Source organism: Bradyrhizobium sp. STM 3843, assembly GCF_000239815.1.
Taxonomy (GTDB): Bacteria; Pseudomonadota; Alphaproteobacteria; order Rhizobiales; family Xanthobacteraceae; genus Bradyrhizobium.
On the sequence record NZ_CAFK01000283.1, the window covers coordinates 26,299 to 52,782 of the forward strand.

At 63.9% G+C, this 26,484-nt stretch carries 26 protein-coding genes and 1 riboswitch; of the genes, 23 read left to right on the plus strand and 3 right to left on the minus strand.

Features of this window, described 5'->3' with window-relative positions:
• Nucleotides 1-72: 72 nt before the first annotated feature.
• The 4 genes from BRAS3843_RS28445 to boxB all read left to right on the plus strand — a co-directional run bounded on the left by BRAS3843_RS28445 (nt 73) and on the right by boxB (nt 5,911).
• On the plus strand, nt 73-1,626 hold the full coding sequence (locus tag BRAS3843_RS28445; RefSeq protein WP_008972590.1) for a benzoate-CoA ligase family protein: 1,554 nt from the start codon (nt 73-75) through the stop codon (nt 1,624-1,626).
• A 134-nt stretch (nt 1,627-1,760) separates the two neighbouring features.
• Nucleotides 1,761-2,564, plus strand: a complete 804-nt coding sequence (locus BRAS3843_RS28450) for an alpha/beta hydrolase (protein WP_008972591.1) — start codon at nt 1,761-1,763, stop codon at nt 2,562-2,564.
• A gap of 97 nt (nt 2,565-2,661) precedes the next feature.
• Complete coding sequence (boxC, locus tag BRAS3843_RS28455) at nt 2,662-4,350, plus strand: 2,3-epoxybenzoyl-CoA dihydrolase (RefSeq protein ID WP_035983075.1); 1,689 nt, start codon at nt 2,662-2,664, stop codon at nt 4,348-4,350.
• 109 nt (nt 4,351-4,459) lie between these two features.
• A complete protein-coding gene (boxB, locus tag BRAS3843_RS28460) occupies nt 4,460-5,911 on the plus strand; it encodes a benzoyl-CoA 2,3-epoxidase subunit BoxB (RefSeq protein WP_035983077.1) in 1,452 nt (483 codons plus the stop codon).
• A 205-nt stretch (nt 5,912-6,116) separates the two neighbouring features.
• Here the strand turns inward: boxB and BRAS3843_RS28465 are convergent, their stop codons facing one another.
• On the minus strand, nt 6,117-7,175 hold the full coding sequence (locus tag BRAS3843_RS28465) for a polysaccharide deacetylase family protein (RefSeq protein ID WP_008972594.1): 1,059 nt from the start codon (nt 7,173-7,175) through the stop codon (nt 6,117-6,119).
• 397 nt (nt 7,176-7,572) lie between these two features.
• Between BRAS3843_RS28465 and BRAS3843_RS28470 the strand changes: the two genes are divergently transcribed.
• The 18 genes from BRAS3843_RS28470 (at nt 7,573) to BRAS3843_RS28555 (ending at nt 23,028) form a co-directional block, all read left to right on the plus strand.
• Entirely contained in the window at nt 7,573-8,967 is a 1,395-nt protein-coding gene (locus BRAS3843_RS28470; protein ID WP_008972595.1) for an OmpA family protein, read from the plus strand.
• 5 nt (nt 8,968-8,972) lie between these two features.
• Complete coding sequence (locus BRAS3843_RS28475) at nt 8,973-9,278, plus strand: hypothetical protein (protein WP_035983079.1); 306 nt, start codon at nt 8,973-8,975, stop codon at nt 9,276-9,278.
• A 93-nt stretch (nt 9,279-9,371) separates the two neighbouring features.
• The gene (locus tag BRAS3843_RS28480) at nt 9,372-9,962 is read left to right on the plus strand and encodes a TetR/AcrR family transcriptional regulator (protein ID WP_008972597.1); all 591 of its coding nucleotides are present in this window, start codon (nt 9,372-9,374) and stop codon (nt 9,960-9,962) included.
• On the plus strand, nt 9,959-10,870 hold the full coding sequence (locus BRAS3843_RS28485; RefSeq protein WP_008972598.1) for a haloalkane dehalogenase: 912 nt from the start codon (nt 9,959-9,961) through the stop codon (nt 10,868-10,870). Before BRAS3843_RS28480 ends, BRAS3843_RS28485 begins: the two co-directional genes overlap by 4 nt.
• Nucleotides 10,871-10,929: 59 nt before the next feature.
• On the plus strand, nt 10,930-11,358 hold the full coding sequence (locus BRAS3843_RS28490) for a GNAT family N-acetyltransferase (RefSeq protein ID WP_008972599.1): 429 nt from the start codon (nt 10,930-10,932) through the stop codon (nt 11,356-11,358).
• A 457-nt stretch (nt 11,359-11,815) separates the two neighbouring features.
• On the plus strand, nt 11,816-12,871 hold the full coding sequence (locus BRAS3843_RS28495) for a lysylphosphatidylglycerol synthase domain-containing protein (RefSeq protein WP_008972601.1): 1,056 nt from the start codon (nt 11,816-11,818) through the stop codon (nt 12,869-12,871).
• Nucleotides 12,872-13,054: 183 nt separating this feature from the next.
• Nucleotides 13,055-14,362, plus strand: coding sequence for an ATP-binding protein (locus BRAS3843_RS28500; RefSeq protein WP_008972602.1), 1,308 nt, complete (start codon nt 13,055-13,057; stop codon nt 14,360-14,362).
• 142 nt (nt 14,363-14,504) lie between these two features.
• A complete protein-coding gene (pstS, locus tag BRAS3843_RS28505; protein WP_008972603.1) occupies nt 14,505-15,515 on the plus strand; it encodes a phosphate ABC transporter substrate-binding protein PstS in 1,011 nt (336 codons plus the stop codon).
• 109 nt (nt 15,516-15,624) lie between these two features.
• Entirely contained in the window at nt 15,625-16,623 is a 999-nt protein-coding gene (pstC, locus tag BRAS3843_RS28510; RefSeq protein WP_035983082.1) for a phosphate ABC transporter permease subunit PstC, read from the plus strand.
• A gap of 16 nt (nt 16,624-16,639) precedes the next feature.
• Nucleotides 16,640-17,515, plus strand: a complete 876-nt coding sequence (gene pstA / locus BRAS3843_RS28515; RefSeq protein ID WP_008972605.1) for a phosphate ABC transporter permease PstA — start codon at nt 16,640-16,642, stop codon at nt 17,513-17,515.
• Nucleotides 17,512-18,333, plus strand: a complete 822-nt coding sequence (gene pstB, locus BRAS3843_RS28520; protein WP_035983084.1) for a phosphate ABC transporter ATP-binding protein PstB — start codon at nt 17,512-17,514, stop codon at nt 18,331-18,333. The genes pstA and pstB overlap by 4 nt, the downstream gene beginning before the upstream one ends.
• A gap of 184 nt (nt 18,334-18,517) precedes the next feature.
• Entirely contained in the window at nt 18,518-19,234 is a 717-nt protein-coding gene (phoU, locus tag BRAS3843_RS28525; RefSeq protein WP_008972607.1) for a phosphate signaling complex protein PhoU, read from the plus strand.
• A 15-nt stretch (nt 19,235-19,249) separates the two neighbouring features.
• The gene (phoB, locus tag BRAS3843_RS28530) at nt 19,250-19,954 is read left to right on the plus strand and encodes a phosphate regulon transcriptional regulator PhoB (protein ID WP_008972608.1); all 705 of its coding nucleotides are present in this window, start codon (nt 19,250-19,252) and stop codon (nt 19,952-19,954) included.
• Nucleotides 19,955-20,257: 303 nt separating this feature from the next.
• Nucleotides 20,258-20,830, plus strand: coding sequence for a methylated-DNA--[protein]-cysteine S-methyltransferase (locus BRAS3843_RS28535; RefSeq protein WP_008972609.1), 573 nt, complete (start codon nt 20,258-20,260; stop codon nt 20,828-20,830).
• A 9-nt stretch (nt 20,831-20,839) separates the two neighbouring features.
• Nucleotides 20,840-21,679, plus strand: a complete 840-nt coding sequence (locus BRAS3843_RS28540) for an AraC family transcriptional regulator (RefSeq protein ID WP_008972610.1) — start codon at nt 20,840-20,842, stop codon at nt 21,677-21,679.
• Between the two features lie 54 nt (nt 21,680-21,733).
• Nucleotides 21,734-22,093: a VOC family protein gene (locus BRAS3843_RS28545; protein ID WP_008972611.1), complete on the plus strand. Its 360-nt coding sequence runs from the start codon at nt 21,734-21,736 to the stop codon at nt 22,091-22,093.
• A gap of 15 nt (nt 22,094-22,108) precedes the next feature.
• Nucleotides 22,109-22,510: an SRPBCC family protein gene (locus BRAS3843_RS28550; protein ID WP_008972612.1), complete on the plus strand. Its 402-nt coding sequence runs from the start codon at nt 22,109-22,111 to the stop codon at nt 22,508-22,510.
• On the plus strand, nt 22,507-23,028 hold the full coding sequence (locus BRAS3843_RS28555) for a hypothetical protein (RefSeq protein WP_008972613.1): 522 nt from the start codon (nt 22,507-22,509) through the stop codon (nt 23,026-23,028). The genes BRAS3843_RS28550 and BRAS3843_RS28555 overlap by 4 nt, the downstream gene beginning before the upstream one ends.
• Before the next feature lie 21 nt (nt 23,029-23,049).
• Here BRAS3843_RS28555 and BRAS3843_RS28560 read toward each other — a convergent pair whose 3' ends face one another.
• Complete coding sequence (locus BRAS3843_RS28560; RefSeq protein ID WP_008972614.1) at nt 23,050-24,156, minus strand: 2'-deoxycytidine 5'-triphosphate deaminase; 1,107 nt, start codon at nt 24,154-24,156, stop codon at nt 23,050-23,052.
• A gap of 132 nt (nt 24,157-24,288) precedes the next feature.
• A riboswitch (SAM riboswitch) is annotated at nt 24,289-24,368 on the plus strand.
• A gap of 76 nt (nt 24,369-24,444) precedes the next feature.
• On the opposite strand from BRAS3843_RS28560, the gene BRAS3843_RS28565 reads away from it, so the two are divergent.
• Entirely contained in the window at nt 24,445-25,659 is a 1,215-nt protein-coding gene (locus BRAS3843_RS28565; protein WP_008972615.1) for an O-succinylhomoserine sulfhydrylase, read from the plus strand.
• 117 nt (nt 25,660-25,776) lie between these two features.
• Here BRAS3843_RS28565 and BRAS3843_RS28570 read toward each other — a convergent pair.
• On the minus strand, nt 25,777-26,484 hold a 708-nt coding region (locus BRAS3843_RS28570), incomplete at its 5' end, for an SGNH/GDSL hydrolase family protein (RefSeq protein WP_035983087.1).

A 26,484-nucleotide genomic window follows, 5' to 3' on the forward strand; every position in this document is an offset into this window, starting at 1 on the left:
CGAAGCATTGACAGCAAGCGGCGTTAATGGCCTTCTATGCACTATAATTCAAAAAATCGGGGAGGGAACGCCTTGGAGTCCAGGATTTCAGGGTCCTACAACGCAGTATCGTGGTTGCTCGACCGCAATGTCGAGGCGGGGCGTGCCGACAAGCTCGCTTACACCGACACGATCTCCGAGCTGACGTATCGCGGCCTGCAGCTTAAGACCTGCCGCGTCGCCAATCTCTTGCGCCGCCTCGGCGTTCGCCGCGAAGAGCGTGTGGCGATGATCATGCTCGACACGGTGGATTTTCCCGCAGTGTTCCTGGGTGCGATGAGAGCGGGCGTCGTGCCGGTGCCGCTCAATACGCTGCTCACGACCGAACAATACGCCTATGTGCTCGCCGATTGTCGTGCGCGCGTGCTGTTCGTCTCGGAAACACTTTTTCCGGCGGTGAAGGACATCGTCGGGCGGATGCCCGATCTCGACTGCGTTGTCGTCTCGGGCGTCAATGCCTTCGGCCACAAGCTGTTGTCGGAAGAGCTCGCGCGCGAAAACGACAGCTTCGATACCGTCGCCACGCATGAGGACGAGCCGGCATTCTGGCTCTATTCGTCCGGCTCGACCGGCATGCCAAAAGGCGTGCGCCATTTGCACGGCAATCTCGCCGCGACCGCTGAGACCTACGCCAAGCAGGTGCTCGGCATTCGCGAGGACGATGTCTGTCTCTCCGCGGCGAAATTGTTCTTCGCCTATGGGCTCGGCAACGCGCTGACGTTCCCGCTCTCAGTCGGTGCCACCACGATCCTCAATTCAGAGCGGCCGACGCCGGCCCTGATGTTCAAGCTGTTGAACCGCTACAACCCAACGATCTTCTACGGCGTGCCGACCTTGTTTGCGGCAATGCTGAATGATGAATCCTTGAAGGCCGAGCGCGCCGGGACGCGGCTGCGCATCTGCACCTCGGCCGGCGAGGCGCTGCCGGAGTCGGTCGGCAACGCCTGGAAGGCGCGGTTCGGTGTCGACATTCTCGACGGTGTCGGCTCGACCGAGCTGTTGCACATCTTCCTGTCGAACGCGCCTGACGACATCAAATACGGCACCTCGGGCCGGCCGGTGCCGGGCTATCAGGTGCGGCTCGTCAATGAAGCCGGGCAGGACGTGCCGGACGGCGAGGTTGGCGAACTGCTGGTGCATGCGCCGTCGGCGGGTGAAGGCTATTGGAATCAGCGCCACAAGAGCCGCTCGACCTTCGAGGGCTATTGGACCCGCACCGGTGACAAATATGTCCGCGACGCCGAGGGCCGCTACACCTACTGCGGCCGCTCCGACGACATGTTCAAGGTCTCCGGCATCTGGGTCTCGCCGTTTGAAGTCGAGAGCGCGCTGATCACGCATCCGTCCGTGCTGGAGGCCGCCGTGGTGCCGGAAGCTGATCCGGAAGGCCTGCTGAAGCCGAAGGCTTTCGTCGTGCTGCGTGCCGACGCGGATCGGACCACGCTGCACGAGGCCCTGAAAGAGCACGTGAAGCAGAAGATCGGGCCGTGGAAATACCCGCGCTGGATCGAGGTGGTGGACGCACTCCCGAAGACCGCGACCGGCAAGATCCAGCGCTTCAAGCTGCGCGAGGGGGCGGGGTATTAGTGGCTGTCATTCCGGAGCGGTCGCCAGCGGCGACCGAACCCGGAATCTCGCAGTAGGTGGACTTAAGCGCCAGACAATATCGAGATTCCGGATCGGCGCGGTGCGCCGTCCGGAATGACGGAGCAAGATCGATCATGACCCTTTCAATGTCCGGCTTCCTTACGGTCGCCGGCGCACAGCTCGAATATCGCCTGATCGGCCCGCAACCATCGCAGGCGCCGTGCATCGTGATGCTGCATGAAGGCCTCGGCTCGGTCGGTCTGTGGGGCGAGTTTCCCGACAAGCTGCAAGCGGCCACTGGCGCCTCGGTGTTCGTCTATTCCCGCGCGGGCTACGGCAATTCGAGTCCGGCCGCGCTGCCGCGTCCGCTGGACTACATGCAGCGTGAAGCGCTCGACGTGCTGCCGAAACTGCTGGAGGCGATCGGCTTTCATCGCGGCCTCCTGGTCGGCCATTCCGATGGCGCCTCGATTGCCGCGATCTATGCCGGAGGCCGACAGGACCATCGCCTCGACGGCATCGTGCTGATCGCGCCGCATGTGATCGTCGAGGACGTTTCGGTGGCGTCGATCGCCGCGATCAAGACGGCCTACGAGACCACCGAGCTGCGCGCGAAGCTCGGACGCTGGCACAAGCACGTCGACAACGCCTTTTATGGCTGGAACGGCGCCTGGCTCGATCCGGCCTTCCGCGCCTGGGACATCACTGACTATTTGGCCTACATCCGCGTCCCCGTCGCGGTGATCCAGGGCGCCGATGACCAGTACGGCACCATCCGCCAGGTCGAGATCATCCAGGAGGAATGCTACTGCCCGGTCGAGGTGACCATGCTGCCAGGCATTGGCCACTCGCCGCATCGCGAAGCGCCGGAGGCCACGCTCAAGACCATTACCGATTTCGCGGCTGCAACATTGCCCGCCGTGGCATCACAATCATGAAACAAAGTGCATATTTTTGTTTTTCAGGATAGACGTCTTCTAAAACATGCATTATTGTGCATGTAAATGATAATCATTCACCGCTCAAAGGTGTTTCATGGCCGGGGAAGACCGCGTGCTTGCGGGAGGCAAGACCTTCATCGATTTCCAGACCGATCCCTCGCGTTATCGGCACTGGAAGCTCTCTGTCGACGGCGAGGTCGCGACCTTGAACATGGACGTCGATGAGAATGGTGGTCTGTTCGAGGGCTACCAGCTCAAGCTCAATTCCTATGATCTCGGCGTCGACATCGAGCTCGCGGACGCCGTGCAGCGGCTCCGCTTCGAGCATCCCGACGTCAAGGTGGTCGTGCTGCGCTCGGGCAAGCCGCGGGTGTTCTGCGCCGGCGCCAACATCCGCATGCTGGCGGGCGCCACCCATGCGCACAAGGTGAACTTCTGCAAGTTCACCAACGAGACCCGCAACGGCTTCGAAGATTCCAGCGAGAATAGTGGCCAACGCTTCATCACGGTCGTGAATGGTACGGCGGCCGGCGGCGGCTATGAGCTCGCGCTCGCAACCGACCATATCATCCTTGCCGACGACGGCTCCTCCTCGGTCGCGCTGCCGGAAGTGCCACTGCTCGCGGTGCTGCCGGGCACCGGCGGTCTGACGCGCGTCGTCGACAAGCGCAAGGTGCGCCGTGACCATGCCGACGTGTTCTGCACCATTGAGGAAGGCATCAAGGGCAAGCGGGCCGTCGCATGGCGGCTGGTCGATGAGATCGCGCCGAATTCGAAAGTCGATGCCAAGGTCACCGAGCGCGCCAAGGAGTTCGCCGCCGCCTCGAAACGCAACGGCAGCGGCAAGGGTGTTCAGCTCACGCCGCTCAAGCGCGTCATCGACGCCAACAGCGTGCGCTACGGTTTCGTCAACGTCGATATCGACCGCACCGCGCGCATCGCCACGATCACGATCAGTGCCCCTGACGCTGCGCCTCCGGCCGACATCGATGGCATGCTCGCACAGGGCGCCTCGTTTTGGCCGCTGCAGGTCGCGCGCGAGCTCGACGATGCGATCCTGCATCTGCGCATCAACGAGCTCGAGATCGCGATGCTCGTGTTCAAGTCGCATGGCGAGCGCGCGCAGGTGCTGGCCTACGACGCCTTCCTGGAAACCAACAAGGCGCATTGGCTTGTCAATGAGATCAGGCACTACTGGAAACGGGTGTTGAAGCGGATTGACGTCACGTCGCGGACGTTGGTGACGCTGGTCGAGCCCGGCTCTTGCTTTGCCGGAACGCTCGCCGAGCTCGTGTTCGCGGCCGACCGCTCCTACATGCTGATCGGCACCATCCAGGGCGACAACCGACCGCCGCCTGCGATCGAATTGTCGGCGATGAATTTCGGGCCTTATCCAATGAGCCATGGCCTGACGCGGCTGGAGTCGCGCTTCCTCGCCGAGCCTTCGGATCTGGAGCGCGTGCGCGATCATCTCGGCCAGCCGCTGGAGGCAGAAGATGCCGAGGAGCTCGGTCTCGTCACCTTCGCGCTCGACGACATCGATTGGGACGACGAGGTGCGCGTGTTCCTCGAGGAGCGCGCAAGCTTCTCGCCGGACAGTCTCACCGGCCTCGAAGCCAACCTGCGCTTTGCCGGTCCCGAGACGATGGAATCGAAGATATTCGCTCGCCTCACCGCTTGGCAGAACTGGATCTTCCAGCGGCCCAATGCGGTCGGCGAGGAAGGCGCGCTCAGGCGCTACGGCACGGGACAAAAGCCCCGCTACGACATGACACGAGTTTAGCGAATGGGGAGTAGTGAGTAGGGAGCTTGCGAACCGGGCCAATGCCCCATTCGCCACTCGTCATTCGCTATTCACCTCCAACAAATCAGGTCCCACACGGGAGGTCGCCATGAATATGAACATCATGAACGTCGACTACAGCACCAAGATTCCGAACAATGTGAATCTCGCTGAGGATCGGCAGGTCCTCAAGGCACTGGAGGGCTGGCATCCGGGCTATGTCGACTGGTGGAACGACATGGGCCCGGACGGATTCCAGCAGTCGCTGGTGTATCTGCGCACGGCCTATTCGGTCGATCCGCGCGGCTGGGCCAAGTTCGACTACGTCAAGATGCCCGACTATCGCTGGGGCATTCTCCTTGCCCCGCAGGAGGAAAACCGCGTCATTCCGTTCGGCGAGCATTATGGCGAGCCGGCCTGGCAGGAGGTGCCCGGCGAATATCGCGCGCTGATGCGCCGCCTGATCGTGATCCAGGGTGACACCGAGCCTGCGTCGGTCGAGCAGCAGCGCCACCTCGGCAAGACCGCGCCCTCGCTCTACGACATGCGCAACCTGTTCCAGGTCAATGTCGAGGAGGGCCGTCACCTCTGGGCGATGGTCTATCTGTTGCAGAAATATTTCGGCCGCGACGGCCGCGAGGAGGCCGACGAGCTGTTGCGCCGCCGCTCCGGCGACGCTGACAGCCCACGCATGCTGGGCGCCTTCAACGAGAAGACGCCGGACTGGCTGTCCTTCTTCATGTTCACCTACTTCACCGACCGCGACGGCAAGATGCAGCTGCACTCGCTCGCGCAGTCCGGCTTCGATCCGCTGTCGCGCACCTGCCGTTTCATGCTGACGGAGGAGGCGCACCATATGTTCGTCGGCGAGACCGGCGTCGGGCGCGTGATCCAGCGCACGTGCGATGCGATGCGCGCGGCCGGGATCGACGACCCGACCGATGTCGCCAAGGTGCGCGCGCTCGGCGTCATTGATCTTCCGACCATTCAGAAGAAGCTGAACCTGCACTACACGCTGTCGCTCGATCTGTTCGGCTCGGAGGTCTCAACCAACGCAGCCAACGCCTTCAACGCAGGGATCAAGGGCCGTTATCACGAGACCCAGATCCAGGACGACCATCAGCTGAAGAATTCGACCTATCCGGTGCTCAAGCTGGTTGACGGCGAGATCAAGCGGGTCGACGAGCCGGCGCTGACCGCGCTCAACATGCGGCTGCGCGACGACTACTCGCAGGACTGCATCAAGGGCATGCTGCGCTGGAACAAGATCATCACCACCGCCGGCTACGACTTCCAGCTCAAGCTGCCGCATGTCGCCTTCCACCGCGCCATCGGCGAGTTCAAGGACGTCCGTGCGACGCCGGACGGCATCCTCATCGACGAGGGGACGTGGGCGAAGCGCAAGAGCGAATGGCTGCCCTCGAGCGACGACGGCGCCTACATCGCCTCGCTGATGCGGCCGGTGACCGAGATCGGCGGCTTCGCGCCCTGGATCGCGCCGCCCAGGGTCGGCATCGACAACAAGCCAGGCGACTTCGAATATGTGAAGATCGAGTCGTAAGGCTTTAAGCCGTCTGCATTGAGGTCACCGCAACAGACGCTGTCATCACCCGCGAAAGCGGGCGATCCAGTAAGCGCAGGCGTTGGTTGTCGAGACGACGTGCCAAATGGCATCGGCGCGGCGTGCTGGATTCCCCGCCTGCGCGGGGAATGACAGCTGATGATGTTGCGACGGCTGGGCCTGACGTCTCGCTAAGCTTGGCTTCCTAAGCCGCATCCACCCGCCGGAAACCGTTCCACATCGCGGTCGCCGCGCCGGAGGTCAGAACCGGTAGAACGCGCGCATCCTGGTAATGACCGTTGAGCGAGACTCGCGGCAATGCGGTGAGGCGATCCGCATTCGCCGGGAAGATCATGCCGGGACGGGTGGTAACCGCGGTTTTGAAGCCGGCGCCGGCAGCCAGCGCGAACTCGCGTGGGCCGGCTGCCGCGCGATCGCCATAGGGATAGGCCATGTGAAGCACCGGCCGCTGCAGCGCGGCCTCGATGCGCGCACGGCTTCCGGCCATTTCCTGCAACGCCGTCTCTTCGTTGAGTTTGGCGAGATTGCAGTGACTTGCTGAATGCGCGCCGATCGTGACCAGCGGCTGGTCCGCAAGGGCCTTGAGCTCGTCCCACGACAGGCAGAGCTCACGACAGATGGCGGCTTCGTCCACGCCATGTCGTGCGCACAGCGCACTGACCTCGCGTCCGAGGTCATGCTCGCTCGGCAGCCCGCGCAGCCAATCGTGCAACTGCTGGAAAGCCGCGCACTTGGCCGTTGCGTCTCTTGCATCCAGACGGGTCGGCGCGCCTCCGATGGTCGCCTCGATCACGTCGGCCTGTGCTACGACCATCTCGAGCGCGAGCCACCATAGTCGGCCCAAGCCTTCGGCAAATTCGCTGGTGACGAAGATCGTGAACGGCGCCTCGAACTCGCGCATCACGGGCAGCGCGAAATCGCGGTTGTCGCGGTAGCCGTCATCGAAGGTGAAGCAGGCAAAGCGTCTGGCAAAATTCCGTTCGACCAGCCGATGATGCAGCTCGTCGATCGTGATGATGTCGATCTCATGAGCCCGCAGATGGGCGAGCATCTCGCGCAAGAACTCCGGCGTGACTTCCAGGTGACAGTTCGGCTGAAAATCAACGTTGCGAGGCGGTCGCACGTGATGCAGCGTGAAAATGGCACCGACGCCGGCGAAGATCGGCCGCAGCCAGATATGGGCGCCGCTGAGGTACAGCGCTTCAAGGCCGGCGCGGATAAAGGTCTTACGAAATCGCTTCATCGGAAAGCGCGCGCTCAACTGGTGCGAATGTTGGGATCACAGCTCGCCTCACCACCTCTGCGCGAACTTCGGAAGCCCCACGGACACTCGCAAATGATATCGTTCCAGCGGAGCGGATTTGACGTTCGCGGCCTGCCTGCCGTGGTAGCGGATGCGAACGTCAAACCCAGAGCTCCACTGGCGCCGTCATTGACTCCAGACTCCCCGAGGCAGTTGCGGCAGATGACAGGGAATTCGGATGGACGACGAGGATGTAACGGGAACGTTAGCGACAAATCGTTGAAGAAACGGTTAGCCGGATCATTTGCCGCACCCCTCAAAAGGACTGCGCATTTCCGGTTTGACAGGCCTGCAAGGGTTTGTTTTGTCTCCGTTTCCTGACCAGACGGGATGACGAATGCGTGGACTTTTCCGGTGGAGCGGCAAATGGTGGCCTGGAATCATCCCGTTGCTCATACTTTGGGGCTTCGCCGCCTGGGTCAGCACGGCGCCACTTGAAAATGATCTGAGCGCGCGGAGCGCTGCCGCCCTGAAAAGCGCCGTGCTGGACCGAACAAAGATCGCGGTCGATGGCCGCGACGTCAGCCTCGGCGCCTACGCCTTCTCGGAAGAAGGGCGCCGTGACGCGCTGGCATTGGTCGCTGCCGTGCCCGGTGTGCGGCTGGTCGACGACGGGACCCGTCTGGTGGCGGAAGCGAAGCCGTTCGTCTGGTCAGCCGAACGCGATGTGGTCAGGGTGACGCTCGGCGGCAATGCACCTCTGCCGGCGGTCAAGGCCAAGCTTTCGGAGGCGGCGCGTTCGGCGCTCAAGGGCGTCGAGGTCGCCGATCAGATGGCGCTTGCGCGCGGCGCGCCGCCGCGCTTCGAGGATGCCGCGCTGCTGCTGATCGGCCAGATCGGCAAGCTGAAGGACGGCAAATTCACGATCTCCGACGGAGATATCGCGCTGACGGGCATGGCGCGCGAGCTCGGCGGCCGCGAATCGCTCGCATTGGCACTGAAGGATCTGCCTGAGGGTTTCAAGATCGCCAGCAACGAGGTGAGGGCCCCGCCTTACATCTTCCAGGCCTACAAGGATCCGGTCGCCGTCACCGTGACCCTGTCCGGCAACGTTCCCGACGAAAACATCCACGCCGTGGTGGTCGGTGCGGCGTCGCGCCGCTTCTTCAACGAAAAGGTCGTCGACAATCTCAAGACCAGCCTCGGTGCGCCGTCCGGCTTCGTCAATGCGGTGGTACCGGCACTTGGAGCGCTGTCGCGGCTGTCGACCGGCACGCTGGCGGTCTCGGACCGAGAAATCAAACTGTCCGGCGATGCGCTGTATGACGAGGCGGCGCGGCAAATCCAATCCGGCCTCGCCAAGGACGTGCCACAAGGCTGGCAGGTCAAGGCGGAGATTTCCGTCAAGCCCGCGGCTGCGCCCGTCGATGCGACGGTCTGTCAGCAGTTGTTCTCCGATCTGCTCGGCAAGGCCAGGATCCGCTTCGAGACCGGTCGCGCCGACATCGATCGCGACTCGGCCGGCTTGCTCGATCGCCTGGTCGAAATTGCGCTCCGATGCCCGTCGGCGAACATCGAGGTTGCCGGTCACACCGATGCCGAGGGCGAGGAGGCCACCAATCAGGCGCTCTCGCAGAAGCGCGCGCAGGCGGTTGTCGATTATCTCGTCAAGGCGGGGCTGCCGGCCGACCGGTTTACCGCGGTCGGCTATGGCAGCACGCAGCCGGTCGCATCCAATGACACCGGCGAGGGGCGTGCCCAGAACCGGCGCATCGATTTCCTGGTGAGGTGACGGCCATGGCCTTTCTGATCGCATTTCATTGGGGCTGGTTGCTGGGGGCGCTGTTGATCGGCCTCGCGATGGGCTGGGTGGCGGTGGTCCATCGCGGGCCCCGCGTGTCGCGCCCGGTGATGCTGGGGTTGTCAGCGCTCGCAATGGCTCTGGTCGCAATCGCCATCACGCATGTGGTGCCCGGACGCCCCGGATATTGGCTCGAGCTCCTGCTCGTGATGTTCGTGCCCTATCTGGTCGGTTGCACGATCGGCTCCTGGCTGCGGGCGCTTGTGGTCGCCCGCAGCATGCGGCTGGGGGCTGCCGGCTAATTATCTTGCGCTCATCGCGTGGCGGCGGCGCTCTGGCGCTCGCCGTTCTTGTTTGCGCTTGACGCTAATACGTACGTACGTATTATAAAGCTCATGCCAAAGCCATCGCTCAAAGACGCCATTCTCGACGCCGGGCTCAGGGTCATGTTCCGGGCCGGCTATCATGGCTCCAGCGTGCGCGACGTCGTGCAGGAGGCGGGGGCCCCGCAGGGGTCGTTCACCAATCACTTCCGCTCCAAGGAGGCGTTCGCCAGCGAAGTGCTGGAGCGGTATTTTTCGCACGTGCAAGGGCTGGTCGCACTGGCGCTGGACGATACGTCACTGACGCCGCGGGCGCGGCTGCGGCGCTATCTCGACATCATCACGGGTCGGCTCGCGGCTGATGATTGGATGCGCGGCTGCCTGATCGGCGACCTCAGCCTGGAGGCGTCCGGGAACAGCGAGCTCCTGCGCGCCCAACTCGACACGATCTTCAGGGCCTGGCGCACCCCCTTCGCCGCCTGCATCGCCGAGGCTCAGCAAGCGGGCGAGATCGCCGCGGACTTTGCGCCCGATGAGCTTGCCGAGTTCCTGCTCGCCTCCTGGCAGGGCGCGATGCTGCGCATGAAGGTGGAGCGCAGCCCGGCGGCGCTCGAGCGTTTCAAGACCATCGCCTTCAACACCGTCTTCAAGGAGCCATCATGACCGAGACTGCTCAATCCGGCCTCCATCATCTGGACGTGCTCGACACCACCATGGCCTATCGGGAGATGGGCCGCACTGACGCGCCCGTCGCGCTGTTTCTGCACGGCAACCCGACCTCGTCCTACATCTGGCGCAACATCATGCCGCTGGTGGCGCCGGTGGCGCGCTGCGTCGCACCCGATCTCGTCGGCTTCGGCCAGTCCGGCAAACCGGATATCGGCTATCGCTTCTTCGACCAGGCCCGTTATCTCGATGCATTCGTCGACGGCCTCGGTCTGCGCTCGGCCTATCTGGTGGCGCAGGATTGGGGCACGGCGCTCGCTTTCCATCTCGCCGCGCGGCGCCCCTCCTTGGTGCGCGGGCTAGCGTTCATGGAGTTCATCCGGCCGATGGCGGACTGGTCGGATTTCGATCCCACGCACGGCGTTCGCGAGCAGACCTTCCGCAGGTTCAGGACGGCCGGCGAGGGCGAGGCGATGATCCTGGAAGGCAACGCCTTTGTCGAGCGGGTGCTGCCGGGTGGCGTGGTGCGCGCCTTGAGCGAGGACGAGATGGCGGCTTACCGCGCGCCATTTGCGACGCCTGAGAGCCGCCGTCCGACGCTGGTGCTGCCGCGCGAACTGCCGATCGGCGGCGAACCGGCCGATGTCGATCAAGCGCTCCGGATAGCGCACGCGGCCCTTGCTGCATCGCGTTATCCGAAGCTCCTGTTCGTGGGCGACCCCGGCGCATTGGTATCGCCATCCCGGGCGAAGGAATTTGCGGCATCGCTGCATAACATTGCGGTGATCCCACTTGGCGCGGGCCGGCATTTTCTGCAGGAAGATCATCCCGAGGCGATCGGTCGCTCTGTTGCCGGTTGGATCGCCGGCATCGAGACGGCCACCGCGCTCGGCAATGCGGCCTAGTTCGCGCCACCGCTGACGCCCAAAGCGGTCGCGAACCGGCGCGGCCAGGGAGAGCGGACGTGCCTGTATTGACCGAACGGCTTGATGTCGTCGATTGGGACGCGCTCGCGGCGCTCTATCGCGCCGCGTCAATGGGCGACAAGTCGCCCGACGATCTCGCGCGGGTATTCGGCAACAGCATGTTCCGCGTATTTGCGCTGGAGGCGAACCGCCTGGTCGGGGCCGGGCGTGTGTTGGCCGATGGCTACGATTGTGCCTATCTCTGCGATGTCGCCGTCATGCCGGACCAGCAGGGCCGCGGGACTGGAACACAAATCATTGAGCGGCTGCTGCAGCTGTCAAAAGGCCATCGGAAGATTATCCTCTATGCCGTGCCGGGGAAGGAGGCCGTCTACCGACGTTTCGGTTTTCGCCGCATGACCACGGCGATGGCAGTCTTCGCCGATCAGGCGTCTGCGAGCGCGCGTGGTCTGTTGGAGCAGGACTGAGCGTGAGGACGTTCCCCCCCAGAAGGGCGCAATGCAAGGGGACGTGAACGCGGCGATGCGAGATGCAATTCCAAGCGATCAGGCCGGCCGGGGTCCGCGCCGCGTGCTTCCGCGGTGCGCCCTCCGGAAACCTTCCGCTTCCCCTCATCCTCACAGAAGTTTAACCTGGAGCCGGCAGGCTAGGCGGCCCTCCCTGGGCTCATCCTGGGCTAATACGGTGTCGTCGCCCGTGCGGCAAAACGATGCATCGGATCGGTCAGAAGCCTGCTAAGTATACTGTATGTGCCCGTGTTTTGTTCACACCTGCCGAGTTCCCCAAGGGCCCGAAACGCGGTACGAGGGCCTTGCATGAGACATGGCGCGAACTGCCTGGATTCGCGTTTGTTCTCTGTGCGAGCGGTCGCGTTCCCGAGCGGACTTTCTCACGCGGTTCGCCGGGTCACGGTTAGAGGTGTAGATGCTTGAAGCCATACGCGGAGCGACCTCTGTCCTGCGCCAGAAACAGGTGCTGCATAAGCTTGGAGTGATTATCAGCATCGCGGTGATCGTGATCGCATGCCGCGTGCTCTATCACATGCTGCGTGGCATCGACATCAGCGAGGTGCTCGAAGCGATCAAGAGCACGGAGCCGTACCAGATCGCGCTTGCGGCGCTGTTCGTCGCGGCGGGCTATTTCACGCTGACCTTCTATGACCTTTTCGCGGTACGTGCGATCGGGCAGAGCCAGGTGCCGTACCGGGTCAACGCGCTCGCCGCCTTCACCAGCTATTCGATCGGCCACAATGTCGGGGCGAGCGTCTTCACCGGCGGCGCGGTGCGCTACCGGATCTATTCGGCTTATGGTCTGAATGCGATCGACGTCGCCAAGATCTGCTTCCTTGCCGGCCTGACGTTTTGGCTCGGCAATGCCGCGGTGCTCGGCCTCGGCATCACCTATCATCCGGAAGCCGCCGCTTCGATCGACCAGCTGCCGCCGTGGCTGAACCGCGTGGTGGCGATCGCGATCCTGCTCACGCTGTTTGGCTACGTCGCCTGGGTCTGGACCAAGCCGCGCATGGTCGGCCGCGGGCCCTGGACGGTGATGCTGCCGGGCGGCCCGCTCACTTTGCTTCAGATCGCGATCGGGATCATCGATCTCGGCTTCTGCGCGCTCGCAATGTATGTGCTGGTCCCGGACGAACCCAACCTCGGCTTCGTTGTGGTCGCCGTGATCTTTGTCGCCGCGACGCTCCTGGGATTTGCGAGCCATTCGCCCGGCGGCCTGGGCGTGTTCGATGCCGCCATGCTGGTCGGCCTCTGGCAGATGGACCGGGAGGAGCTGCTTGCCGGCATGCTGCTGTTCCGGATGCTGTATTATCTCGCACCCTTCGTCATATCTGTAATCTTGCTGACGTTTCGCGAGATTATCATCAGCGCTCGATCCAAACGGCTGCGTCAGGCGGCTCTGCATTTCGAGCCAGGGCGTGCGCCTGAAGCCGCTTATGTGACAGACCGAAGAGACCCCGGCGTTTGAGAAGGCGAGGGACGACCTGTCGATGCCGCAATGCCCGGGGGAAACGGTGCTCGGGGATTTCGGACAGAGGTCGCGAAGCCAAATCCCCGACATCACGTCTCGATCCGAAGTTGACATTGAGAAGTAATGGACGTGGCGCAGAGACCTGACAGCGGCGGGCGGATACACGAAGAGGCAGGTTCGATGGCCCTGGATGCTCCTTCCCGGTCTTCCTCGCCCATCTTCTCGCCTTGGCCGGACCGGCTCCGGCATTCCGCGATCATCCTGCTGGCGGCGGCGCTCGCGCTGGGCGTGCTCGTGATGCGCGACGAGCTGTTGCCGTTCCGGGCCGCCGCGGTCTTCGTCTGCATTGCCGCAGCGGCGCTGGTGCCCTGGCGCCTGCACAGCGCTGTAGCCACGCGGGAGGATGTCCGCGGCACCAATCCGGTGGAGACCCCTGCGGTCAGCGCGGTGGTGGCTGGGATGTCCGATCCGGCGGTGCTGCTCGATCGCGCCGGCCGCGTCATCCACCTGAATGCCGCCGCCGCCCAGCTTGCCCCGGCGTTGCGCAAGAACGAGCTTGCGCAATTCGCATTGCGCTCGCCGGAGATCATCACTGCTCTGCGCGAGGCCATCGCCACCACCGAGCCCCGCCGCGCCACCTATCATGATCATGTGCCGGTTGACCGCTGGATGGAGCTGATCATCACCCCGGTCCCGGTCCCGACCGCCTTCGGCGGCACCGACAAGTGCATGCTGATGACCTTCCACGACCTCACTCCGCTGCGCCGGGTCGAGGAGATGCGGGCCGACTTCGTTGCCAATGCAAGTCACGAGCTACGCACGCCGCTGGCGGCGCTGTCCGGCTTCATCGATACCCTGCAGGGGCCGGCCAAGGATGATCCCCGAGCGCGCGAGCGTTTCCTTGGGATCATGCACACCCAGGCCGGCCGCATGGCGCGCCTGATCGACGATCTCCTGTCGCTGTCGCGCGTCGAGCTCTCCGCGCATGTACGCCCCGACGCGACCGTCGATCTGGTTCCGATCATTCACCAGGTCGCTGATGGCCTCGAGCCGCTGGCACGGGAGCGCCAGGTCGAGGTCGAGATCGATCTGCCGGAGACGCCGGTGACCATTGCCGGCGACCGGGAAGAGCTGTTGCGGCTGTTCGAGAACCTGATCGAGAACGCCCTCAAATACGGCGCATCGGGCGGGCGGGTGATCGTGTCGCTGACCTCGGCGGTGTCAGGAGAGGGCATCCCGGAGATCCGGGTCAAGGTGCGTGATTTCGGTCCCGGCATTGCGCCCGAGCACCTGCCGCGGCTCACCGAACGCTTCTACCGGGTTGATGTCGGCGACAGTCGCGCGCAGGGCGGGACGGGCCTCGGATTGTCCCTGGTGAAACATATCCTTAACCGCCACCGTGGCCGTCTTTTGATCGAAAGCGTGCCCAAAAACGGAGCAACCTTCACCGCCTGTTTTCCCCAGCCGAAGCCGCCCTTCGGAGCATAAAATCAAGCTTTTCCAATAGGTTGGTGGTGTCATCCGACTGTCATCAAACCTTTATAAAAGCGGCAACGAGGCCTTTTAAAGGGGCCGGCGGGAGCGCGATCGGGCGCACGTGGCGCTTCGCTCCCCAAATGGGAGACCAGCAATGAATTTCGTTAAAGCTCTCGTCGCTGCCGGCCTGGTCGCCGCATCGACGTCGGCCTTCGCCGCCGACATCACCGGAGCGGGTGCGACGTTCCCGTTCCCGATCTATTCCAAGTGGGCCGACGCCTACAAGAAGGAGACGGGCAACGGTCTGAACTATCAGTCGATCGGCTCCGGCGGCGGCATCAAGCAGATCCAGGCCAAGACCGTGACCTTCGGTGCCAGCGATGCGCCGCTGAAGGCCGACCAGCTTGAGAAGGACGGCCTGGTACAGTGGCCGATGGTGATGGGCGGCATCGTGCCGGTCGTCAACCTCGAGGGCGTGAAGCCCGGTGAGATGGTGCTCGACGGTCAGACGGTGGCTGACATCTATCTTGGCAAGATCACCAAGTGGGATGACGCCGCGATCAAGAAGCTCAATCCGAGCGTCAAGCTGCCGTCCGACGCCATCGCAGTGGTGCGCCGCTCCGACGGCTCGGGCACGACCTTTAACTTCACCTACTACCTCTCCGAGGTCAGCCCCGACTGGAAGAGCAAGGTCGGCTTCAACACCGCCGTCGAGTGGCCGACCGGCGTCGGCGCCAAGGGCAACGAGGGCGTGTCCGGCAACATCAGCCAGACCAAGAACTCGATCGGCTATGTCGAGTACGCCTATGCCAAGCAGAACAAGCTGACCTACACCAAGATGGTCAACAAGGCCGGCAAGACCGTCGAGCCCACCGTGGACGCCTTCCAGGCCGCCGCCGCGAACGCTGATTGGGCCCATGCTCCGGGCTATTACGTGATCCTGGCAAACCAGCCGGGCGACAAGTCCTGGCCGATGACGGCTGCGACCTTCATCCTGATGCACAAGCAGCCGGCCGACAAGGCGGCCTCCGACGAAGCCCTCAAGTTCTTCAAGTGGTCGTTCGAGAAGGGCGGCAAGATGGCCGAGGAGCTCGACTACATCCCGATGCCCGACGGCGTCGTGAAGATGATCGAGAAGACCTGGTCGGCGGACATCAAGAGCTAAGTCGTCTCAAGCGCAGCCCCTCTCCCTGCCTCGGGAGAGGGGACCTTAAGTCCGCAAGTCTGAATACCGAACGATAAGTCTATCAAAACAGGGGGCTGACTTGGCAGAGATGGCCGTTCAAAGCGACGCGAGCACTGTCAGCGATGCCGCCGGCCCCTATGACCGCGCCCGGGCGCTGAGCGCCTTCAAGGTTGGCGACGTCACCTTCTACTGGATCACCCGCCTGTCGGCGATTTCGGTGCTGCTCATCCTCGGCGGCATCATCCTGTCGCTGATCGTCGGTGCCTGGCCGGCGATGAAGGAATATGGCTTCGAGTTCCTGTGGACGCGCCGCTGGGCGCCGTCGGCCGACCCGCCCGTGCTGGGCGCGCTGGGCCCGATCTACGGCACGCTGGTGTCCTCCTTCATCGCCATGCTGATCGCCATTCCGGTTGGCCTCGGCATTGCGATCTTCCTCACCGAGCTTTGCCCGCAATGGCTGCGCCGCCCGATCGGCATCGCCGTCGAGTTGCTCGCCGGCATCCCCTCGATCATCTACGGCATGTGGGGCTTCTTCGTGCTGGGGCCGTTCCTGGCCTATACGTTCCAGCCGTTCATGATCAGCCTCTGCGCCAATATTCCGATCCTGCGGGATATCTTCGCGGGACCGCCGTCCTATCTCAGCCTGTTCAATGCGTCGCTGATCCTTGCGATCATGGTGCTGCCCTTCATCACTTCGATCTCGGTCGACGTGTTCAAGACCGTGCCTCCGGTGTTGAAGGAGGCTGCCTACGGCGTCGGCTGCACCACCTGGGAGGTGGTCCGTAGCGTGGTGATTCCTTACACCCGCGTCGGCGTCATCGGCGGCGTCATGCTGGCGCTCGGCCGGGCGCTTGGCGAAACCATGGCCGTCACTTTCATCATCGGTAACTCGTTCCGCATCTCCTCGTCGATCTTCGCTCCGGGCACCACGATCTCCGCGGCGATCGCATCCGAATTCCAGGAGAGCGACGGCTTGCACCAATCGGCCCTGATCCTGCTTGGTCTGTTGCTGTTCGTTCTCACCTTCTTCGTGCTGGCCGCCGCGCGGCTAATGCTGCTGCGTCTCGAAGCCAAGGCCGGAAAGTAGGGCTGAGGAAATAGTGATGACATCCGTCGATACGCCCATCAATCCGGTCAACCCGATCTATGGCCGGCGCCGCCGCAAGGATATCTTCGTTCGCGGCCTGTGCGTGCTGGCCGCGCTGTTCGGCGTCACCTGGCTCGCGCTGATCCTGATCGATCTCCTGTATCAGGGCCTCGCGGGCCTGACCCTGCAGGTCTTCACCACCGATACGCCGCCGCCGGGATCGAGCGACGGCGGTCTGCGCAATGCCATCGTCGGCTCGGTCATCATGACCATTATCGGCGTCGGCATCGGGGCGCCGCTTGGCCTGTTCGCCGGTACCTATCTTGCCGAATATGGCCGCCACGACCGGCTCACCTCGGTGATCCGCTTCATCAACGACATCCTGCTCTCGGCGCCCTCGATCATCATCGGCCTGTTCGTCTACGGCGCGGTCGTGGTTCCAATGCGCGGCTTCTCGGCGATCGCGGGCTGTCTGGCGCTCGCCGTGATCGTGATCCCGGTGGTGCTGCGGACCACCGAGGACATGCTGCTGCTGGTGCCCAATCCGCTCCGCGAGGCGGCTTCCGCGCTTGGCTTGCCGCGTTCGCTGGTGATCCGGCGCATCGCCTATCGCGCCGCGCGCTCGGGCCTGATCACGGGCGTGCTGCTGGCCACGGCGCGCGTCGCTGGCGAGACCGCGCCGCTTCTGTTCACCGCGCTGTCGAACCAGTTCTGGAGCCTCGATCTCACCCACACGATGGCCAATCTGCCCGTGACCATCAACAACTTCGTCCAGAGCCCCTATGCCTATTGGAAACAGCTGGCCTGGAGCGGAGCCCTTCTGATCACCTTGACCGTGCTTGCCCTGAATATCAGCGCGCGCATTCTGGGCGCCGAGAGGAGCGCAAAATGACCGACATGTCCGTTTCCGTGTCCAGCCCGGCGGGCGCCATTCCGAACAAATCCCTGCCGGACGCACCGGCGAAGGTGACTGTCCGGAACTTGAACTTCTACTACGGCGATCACCATGCGCTGAAGAACATCAACCTGTCGCTCGGAACCAACCGGGTCACGGCCTTCATCGGCCCGTCCGGCTGCGGCAAATCCACGCTGCTGCGCATCTTCAATCGGATGTACGACCTCTATCCGGGTCAGCGTGCTGAAGGCCAGCTGATGCTGGACAAGACCGATATTCTCGACCCCAAGCTGGATCTCAATCTGTTGCGCGCTCGTGTCGGCATGGTGTTCCAGAAGCCGACGCCGTTCCCGATGACCATCTACGAGAATATTGCCTTCGGCATTCGCCTCTATGAGAAGATCTCGAAATCGGAGATGGATGACCGGGTCGAGAAGGCGCTGCGCGGCGGCGCGCTCTGGAACGAGGTGAAGGACAAGCTGAACGCGTCGGGCCTCAGCCTGTCTGGCGGCCAGCAGCAACGTCTTTGCATCGCCCGTACTGTCGCGGTTCGGCCCGAGGTGATCCTGTTCGACGAGCCGTGCTCGGCATTGGACCCGATCTCGACCGCCAAAGTCGAGGAGCTGATCCAGGAATTGAGCGAGAACTACACGATCGCGATCGTCACCCATAACATGCAGCAGGCGGCGCGCGTCTCCGACAAGACCGCCTTCATGTATCTCGGCGAGTTGATCGAGTTCGACGACACCAGCAAGATCTTCACCTCGCCGAGCGATCGGCGAACCCAGGATTACATCACGGGCCGCTTCGGCTGAGGCCGGATTGGAACGTTCGTCCGTTCGCGTAGCACCCTTGCATCGGATCGGCAGGGGGCAGTCCGCTTAAAAGCAGTCAATGCGGTCCGGCACGGTATGCGTCCCCACTGTCTTGAGCGGTGGGCTAGGGCAATGAGGGCTGAATTGACGCACCGGAACACGACGCATTGCCGAGGAGAGAGACATGGCCAGTGAACATACCGTCAAGGCGTTCGATAGTGATCTTCAGGAACTGACCCGGTTGGTCGCAGAGATGGGCGGCCTGGCCGAGCGGCTGATCGTCGACTCCGTCGACGCGCTGGTGCGGCGGGACATCGCGCTCGGTGAGCGCGTGATCGCGGCCGATGGCGAGATCGACAATCTGCAGCGGCTGATCGAGGAGCGCGCGGTGCTGACGATCGCGCGCCGGCAGCCGATGGCGGTGGACCTGCGCGAGATCGTCGGTGCGATGCGGGTTGCCACCGATCTTGAGCGGATCGGCGATCTCGCCAAGAATATCGGCAAGCGGGTCGCGGCGCTGGAGAGTGATTTCCATCCCCTGAAGCTGATCCGTGGGCTGGAGCATATGACCGACCTCGTGCAGTCGCAGGTCAAGTCGGTGCTGGATGCCTATGCCGCCCATGACCTGCCGGCGGCGATGACGGTCTGGAAGAGCGATGAGGAGGTCGATGCCATCTGCACCTCGCTGTTCCGCGAGCTGCTCACCTACATGATGGAAGATCCCCGCAACATCTCGTTCTGCATCCACCTGATGTTCTGCGCCAAGAACATCGAACGGATCGGCGATCACGCCACCAACATTGCGGAAACCGTGTTCTACATGATCGAGGGCCAGCAGATGGTCGACAAGCGACCGAAGGGTGACATGACGTCCTTCGCCGTTACCGCCCCCGGCAACTGAGAGAGAAGCTGACCGATGAGTGCGCGCATTCTGGTTGTGGAAGACGAGGAAGCGCTGACCACGTTGCTGCGCTATAATCTGGAAACCGAGGGCTACGAGGTCGAGACGGTCGCGCGTGGCGACGATGCCGACACCCGGCTCAAGGAGCGGGTGCCCGATCTGGTGGTGCTCGACTGGATGCTGCCGGGGCTGTCCGGGATCGAACTGTGCCGCCGCCTCCGCGCGCGGCCGGAGACCAAGCAGCTACCGATCATCATGCTGACGGCGCGTGGCGAGGAGAGCGAGCGCGTCCGCGGGCTCGCCACCGGAGCGGACGACTACATCGTCAAGCCGTTCTCGGTGCCCGAGCTTCTGGCGCGCGTCAAAGGCCTGCTGCGTCGCGCGAGCCCCGAGCGGCTCGCCACCGTGCTCGCCTATGGCGACATCGAACTCGACCGCGAGAAGCGCCGCGTGGCGCGTTCAGGGCGGCCGATCGATCTCGGCCCGACCGAATATCGGCTGCTCGAATTCTTCCTCGAGCATCCGGGTCGTGTGTTCAGCCGCGAGCAGCTGCTCGACAGCGTCTGGGGACGCGACATCTATATCGACGAGCGCACGGTGGATGTTCACATTGGCCGCTTGCGCAAGCTGCTCAATCCGGGTCGCGAGCAGGATCCGATCCGCACGGTGCGCGGTGCCGGCTACGCGCTCGACGATCGATTTGCCAAAGCGGAGTCGTAGCGCTCAGTCCGCCACCGCAGCCATCAGAATCAGAAAGATCAGGCGGAGTCGTTTTGGCTCCGCCTTTTTCTTGCGACCGCGGGTTGCATCTGTTCGAGCGAGTCGGCGAACGATCGGCGGGCTTACGTGCCGGACGACTGATAGGCTGCGCGATCGCGCCCCTCGAAACGACCCCGGACCGATCCGGGAGTTGCCGACTGGTCGGTCGAACGCTTCTTGCGCGCATCGTGTTTACAACTTGTCACAAACCTGGTGCGCCCGATTGTGACGATGATATGATCCCCGCGGGTTGGGGGTGGCGTCATGGGGCGTGGGTACACGATCTTCGATACGTCGGTCGGTCGCTGCGGCATTGTCTGGAGCGACGCTGGCATCATCGGCGTTCAATTGCCGGAGGCGCGGGAGATCGAGACGCGTCGGCGGATGTTCAGGCAATTTCCCGAAACCCGCGAATTGGCCCCGCCTCCAAATGCCGAGTCCGCCATCGACACGATCGTGATGATGCTGCGCGGACGGCCTGCGGATTTCACCGATGTCAGCCTCGACATGGCCGGCATCACCCCGTTCAATCAGCGCGTGTATGACTATATCCGCCGCATTCCGCGTAGCGAAACCCGCGAGCCGGGCGAGATTGCAGCCAGCCTGCATGCCACGGGAGCGTTCTACTCGGTGGCCCAGGCGCTGGCGAAAAATCCGCTTCCGCTGATCGTACCTTGCCATCGTGTGCTGGCCGCAAACGGGATCGAAAAAGCCTCGCCGAACCGAGGCGCGATCTCGCAGCGCCGGCTGCTGTCGCTCGAAGGTGCCGGGGCGCAGACAGGGATGACTTTGTTCGACGCGCTGCTGGCGGTTGATCGGCCGCGCGCCACGCACTAGATCGAGCGGATGGCCACAACCATCCTGCTGACCAGCCGCTCCGTGACCGTCTCCGAGTTCCGCTGCACTGCAGTGTCGGGTGAACCGCCCTATGCGGAGCAGTTTGGCAGCCATTCGGTCTCCTATGTGCGCAAGGGCAGTTTCGGCTGCCATCACCGCGGTCGCTTTTTCGAGCTCGTCACCGGCTCTATCCTGATCGGGCATCCCGGCGACGAGTTCACGTGTACGCATGATCATGTCTGCGGCGATGAGTGCTTGTCGTTCTTTCTTGCGCCGGAGCTGGTCGAGGAGATCGGCGGCACCAGGGACGTTTGGCAAGCCGGCGCCGTACCGCCGCTGCCCGAACTGATGGTGATCGGCGAGCTGGCCCAGGCGGCGGCTGCCGGTAGCAGCGATCTCGGCCTCGACGAGGTCGGCCATCTGTTCGCCAGCCGGTTCGTGGCGGCCGTCGCCGGCAAGTCGCCTAATCCTTCGATCGCCGCCGGGCGTGACCGCCGCCGCGCGGTCGAGACCGCGCTATGGATTGATGCCAATTCGCATCGCGCCATCGACCTCGAGGATGCCGCGCATCAGGCCGGCCTCAGCCCGTTTCATTTCCTGAGATTATTTGCTGCCACGCTCGGTGTCACACCGCACCAATATCTGGTTCGTTCTCGGCTACGCCATGCCGCACGGCGGCTCAGCGAAGACGACGCACCCGTCACCGACATCGCTTACGACGTCGGCTTCGCCGATCTCTCCAACTTTACCCGCACCTTCACGCGTGCAGCGGGTGTCTCGCCCTTGCGGTTCCGCAAGGCCTCGCGCGGCATGCGCAAGATTCTCCAAGAAGGCTTGAGCCGGCATTGACTAGGTGATCGCCAGCGCCGCGCGATTGTCGCGGGCGAGGAATGGAGATCACCAATGTACGATCATATCGGCCTGAGAGTGAGCAACCTCGATGCCAGTGTGCGGTTTTATTCGGCCGCGCTGGCGCCGCTCGGCCATATCCTGTGTTCAAAGGACGAGACCTCTGCCGGCTTGGGCCCGAAAGGTGCGCCGGCGCTGTGGCTGTACCTGGAGAAGGGCGAGCGGCAGGCCGGTGCGCATATTGCGTTCCGCGCGCCGGATCATGCTGCCGTGAGCAAATTCCACACTGAAGGCCTCAAGGCTGGCGGCAGCGACAACGGCGGGCCCGGGCCACGCCTCGACTACAGCCCGACCTACTACGCTGCGTTTCTGATCGATCCCGACGGCAACAATGTCGAAGCAGTCTGTGCCTGAATCGGAGAGCGTATCATGGCATCCATTCACAAGGACATTCCGATCGATGCGCCGGCCGCCGTCGCCTGGGACGCGGTGCGCGATTTCGCCGCTGTGCATACGCGGCTGGCGCCAGGTTTCGTGCTTGACGCGAAGCTCGATGGCGACGTGCGCATCCTGACCTTCGCCAATGGGAGCGTGGCGCGCGAGAGGCTGGTCGATTGCGACGAGACGCGACGGCGTCTCGTTTATTCCGTTGGACATGAGCGCATCGCGCAGCACAGCGCGTCGGTCCAGATCTTTCCTGACGGCGAGACGCGGTGTCGCATGGTCTGGATCACCGACGTGCTGCCGCACGAGATCGCGCCCTATATCGACGGGCAGATGGAGCTCGGCGCGGCGGCCATGCAGAAGGCTTTGGGAGGCCGACGCTCATGACGTCATCCGCGTTTCTCGACGCGCTGGGCGCGGCCGGCCCCTCGGCCGATCGTGCCGGCAAGATGGACCTCTATGGCCGCTTTATTGGTTCCTGGGAGCTCGACGTCACGCATTTCCCGGAGAACGCGCCCGCGCGGCGGCGCAATGGCGAGTGGCATTTCGGCTGGGTGCTCGAGGGGCGCGCGATCCAGGACGTCTGGATCGTGCCGTCCCGCGGGCAGCGAGATCCGGCTCTGCCGGGCCCTTACGGCACGACGCTGCGCATTTACGACACCAGTCTCGATGCCTGGCGCATCCAATGGTCCGATCCCGTCAGCCAGATCTTCCTGCAGATGATCGGCCGTGCCGAAGGGCCCGACATCGTGCAGCTTGGCACGGACGAGAATGGGCGGCTGATCCGCTGGAGCTTTCGCGAGATCACGGAGGCCTCGTTTCTCTGGCGCGGTGAGAGCTCGGCCGACCAGGGCGCACATTGGCGGCTGGTGACGGAGTTCACGGCGCGTCGTCATCGGCTGTGAGTGCGCCGCCGCAGGCGCAGCTCACAGCCGGAAGTGCTTCGATAGCTTCAAGCCCTGCGCCTGATAGTTGGAGCCGATGCGCTGCCCATACAGCGCATCGGGCCGCGCCAGCATCTTCTCATAGACCAGGCGGCCGACGATCTGGCTATGCTCGAGGATGAACGGCACCTCGCGCGAGCGCACCTCCAGCACGGCGCGGGCGCCGAGCCCGCCGGCGCCGGCATAGCCAAAGCCGGGATCGAAGAAGCCGGCATAGTGCACGCGGAATTCGCCGACCAGAGGATCGAACGGCACCATCTCCGCCGCGTAGTCCGGCGGGACCTGGACGGCTTCTTTGGACGCCAGGATGTAGAACTCGCCGGGATCGAGAATGAGGCTGCGGTCCGGCCGCGCCTTGATCGGCTCCCAGAACTCTTCGACCGGATAGCCGGCGCGGCGATCGATATCGACGACGCCGGTGTGGCGCTTGGCGCGGTAGCCGACAAAGCCACCCGCGCTCTCGCCGGACAGGTCTACCGACACGGCCACGCCGCCGACCAGATCGGCGTCGTCGCGATCGACCAGCCGCTCGGCCCGGTGCAGCGCGTCGAGCTCATCGGAGGAGAGCGCCGCCTCGCCATGGCGGAAGCGGACCTGGGACAGCCGCGAGCCCTCGCGCAACAGAACCGGAAACGTCTTCGGACTGATCTCGGCATAGAGCGGGCCGTGATAGCCGGCGCCGATCATGTCGAACCGCCTTGTGCCGTCGGCGATCACGCGCGTGAACACGTCGAGCCGCCCGGTCGAGCTCTTCGGATTCGCAGCGGCGACGATGTCCTTCGGCAGCGCCAGGCTCTCCAGCAGAGGCACGATGTAGACGCAGTTGGTCTCCAGCACGGCGCCGTCGGCAAGCGCGATCTCATGCAGCTTCAGCTCGTCGATCCGCTCGGCGACCGTGGCGTCAGGCCCCGGCAGAAAGCTGGCGCGGACCCGATAGGCGATGTCGCCGAGCCGCAGGTCGAGGCTGGCCGGCTGGATCTGGCTCTCGACGAAGTCGTATGCGGGGAGGATCAGGCCGGCGTCCGCCATCTGCGCGATCATGCGATCGGGCAGGATGCCATGGGCGTCGGGGGCGAGCGAGAACGACAAGACCTGATCCCTTGACCTGATCACTTCACTGTTCCTTGCGGTCCGCTGCCGGACCTCAGGTCCATATACTGTGCCTCTTCCCCGTTATCCGATGGACGCCTTGACGGAAAGGCCGCCGACGATTAAGAGCATCATTTATCCCGTGGTGATTTGAGCCGGCCGGCTTGCAGCCACGTTAAATAAGTCGCTAAACAGGCCGGGGACAGATGTGATCCCGGCCATGAGGAGAGTTCTCCCAGGCCGGTTTTTTATTGTGGCCATCGCCGAGATGGTCACGATGGAGGTCATATGTCCAAGTCCGCTCCGAAGTCCACTACCACCCCCTCGCTGACCCAGTATCGCCCCGAGACCCGGCTGGTGCATTCCGGCACCCTGCGCTCCGAATTCGGCGAGACCGCCGAAGCGCTCTTCCTCACCCAGGGTTTCGTCTACGCCACCGCCGAGGAATGCGAGGCGCGGTTCAAGGGCGAGGAACCCGGCTTCATCTATTCGCGCTATTCCAACCCGACAATGGCGATGTTCGAGCGCCGCATGATCGAGCTCGAGGGCGCCGAGGCCGCCCGCTCCGCCGCGACCGGCATGGCCGCGGTAACCACCGCGATCCTGGCGCCCTTGCGGGCCGGCGACCACATGGTCGCCCCCAAGGCGATGTTCGGCTCCTGCCGTTATGTGGTGGAAGACCTGCTGCCGCGCTACGGCATCGAATCCACCCTGGTCGACGGGCTCGATCTCGACCAGTGGCAGCGCGCGGTCAGGCCGAACACCAAGAGCTTCTTCCTGGAGAGCCCGACCAACCCGACGCTCGACGTGCTCGACATCGCGGCCATCGCCGAGATCGCGCATGCCCATGGCGCGCGGCTGATCGTCGACAACGTCTTCGCCACGCCGCTCTGGCAAAGCCCGCTCGCGCTCGGCGCCGACGTCGTGGTCTACTCCGCGACCAAGCACATCGACGGCCAGGGCCGCTGTCTCGGCGGCGTCATCCTGTCGTCGGAAGCCTTCATCGCCGAGCACATCCACAATTTCATGCGCCAGACCGGTCCGTCGATGTCGCCCTTCAACGCCTGGGTGCTGCTGAAGGGCCTCGAGACGCTTGCGGTGCGCGTGCGCGCGCAGACCGAGACGGCAGGCAAGATCGCCGACTGGCTGGCCGGCCATCCGAAGATCTCGCGGCTGATCTATCCGGGCCGCGAGGACCATCCGCAGGCTGCGACCGTGAAGAAGCAGATGCGGGCAGGCTCGACCCTGGTCGGCTTCGAGGTCAAGGGCGGCAAGGCGGCGGCGTTCCGGGCGCTCAACGCGCTCAAGCTCGCCAGGATCTCCAACAATCTCGGCGACGCCAAGACGCTGGTCACCCATCCCGCCACCACCACCCATCAGCGGCTGACGCCGGAGGCGCGCGCCGAGCTCGGCATCAGCGAGGGCTTCATCCGCTTCTCCGCCGGCCTCGAACATGCCGACGACCTGATCGCGGACCTGGATGCGGCCCTGGCGAAAGCGTGAGCTTTCGCCGCGCGTAGTCAGTAGCGAATGGAGTCTCTCATTCGCTATTCGCTGCTGGCTATTTCCTATTCGCCTCTCGTGATCCCGGGGGCGCGCCCCGGGATGCCGCCTTCTGCGTCACATCGGCCGATAGGTCAGCACGTTCGTCGGCAGGTTGACGCCGAGCTTGACCTGGCCCACCGAGAGGATGATGTCGTCCCCGAGCAGCTGCGCAAAGCAGGCATAGCCCCAATCGTTCATGTGCAGCCCGTCGGAGATGACGAAGTCGTTGATCGGAATCGACTGCCGCTCGTGCCAGTCGCGCATCACCTCGAAGCGCGGGAAGATGCCGACATGATGCAGCTCGGCGATGTGGCTGAGCAGCTTGATCATCGTGTTCGCCCGTTCGGGCCGCTCGATCACGCGTGGCGAATATTGCAGATCGACCAGCACGACGTCGGAGCCTGCGGTCTGGATTTTCGCGACGCCGTCATCGACCATCTTGGCGGTCTCGGTCGGGTCGAGATTGCGCAGCACGGCATTGGTGCCGACCTGCCAGATCACGAGGTCCGGATGCCGGTCGATGACAGCGGTCTGCAGCCGCTTCATCATCTCAGGCGCATCCTCCCCGCCAATGCCCGCATTGACGACGGTGATATCCGCCATCGGATATTGCCGGCGCAGCTGCGCCGCCAGGCGGTTCGGATAGGTGTATTCCGGCCCGCTCGATCCGTAACCCTGCGTCGAGGACGATCCGAACGCGACGATCACGACCGGCAGGCCGGAGGCGAGCTTGTTGGCGACATGTGGCAGCGCGCCGAATGATTTCGCGCCGCCCGGGGTCGG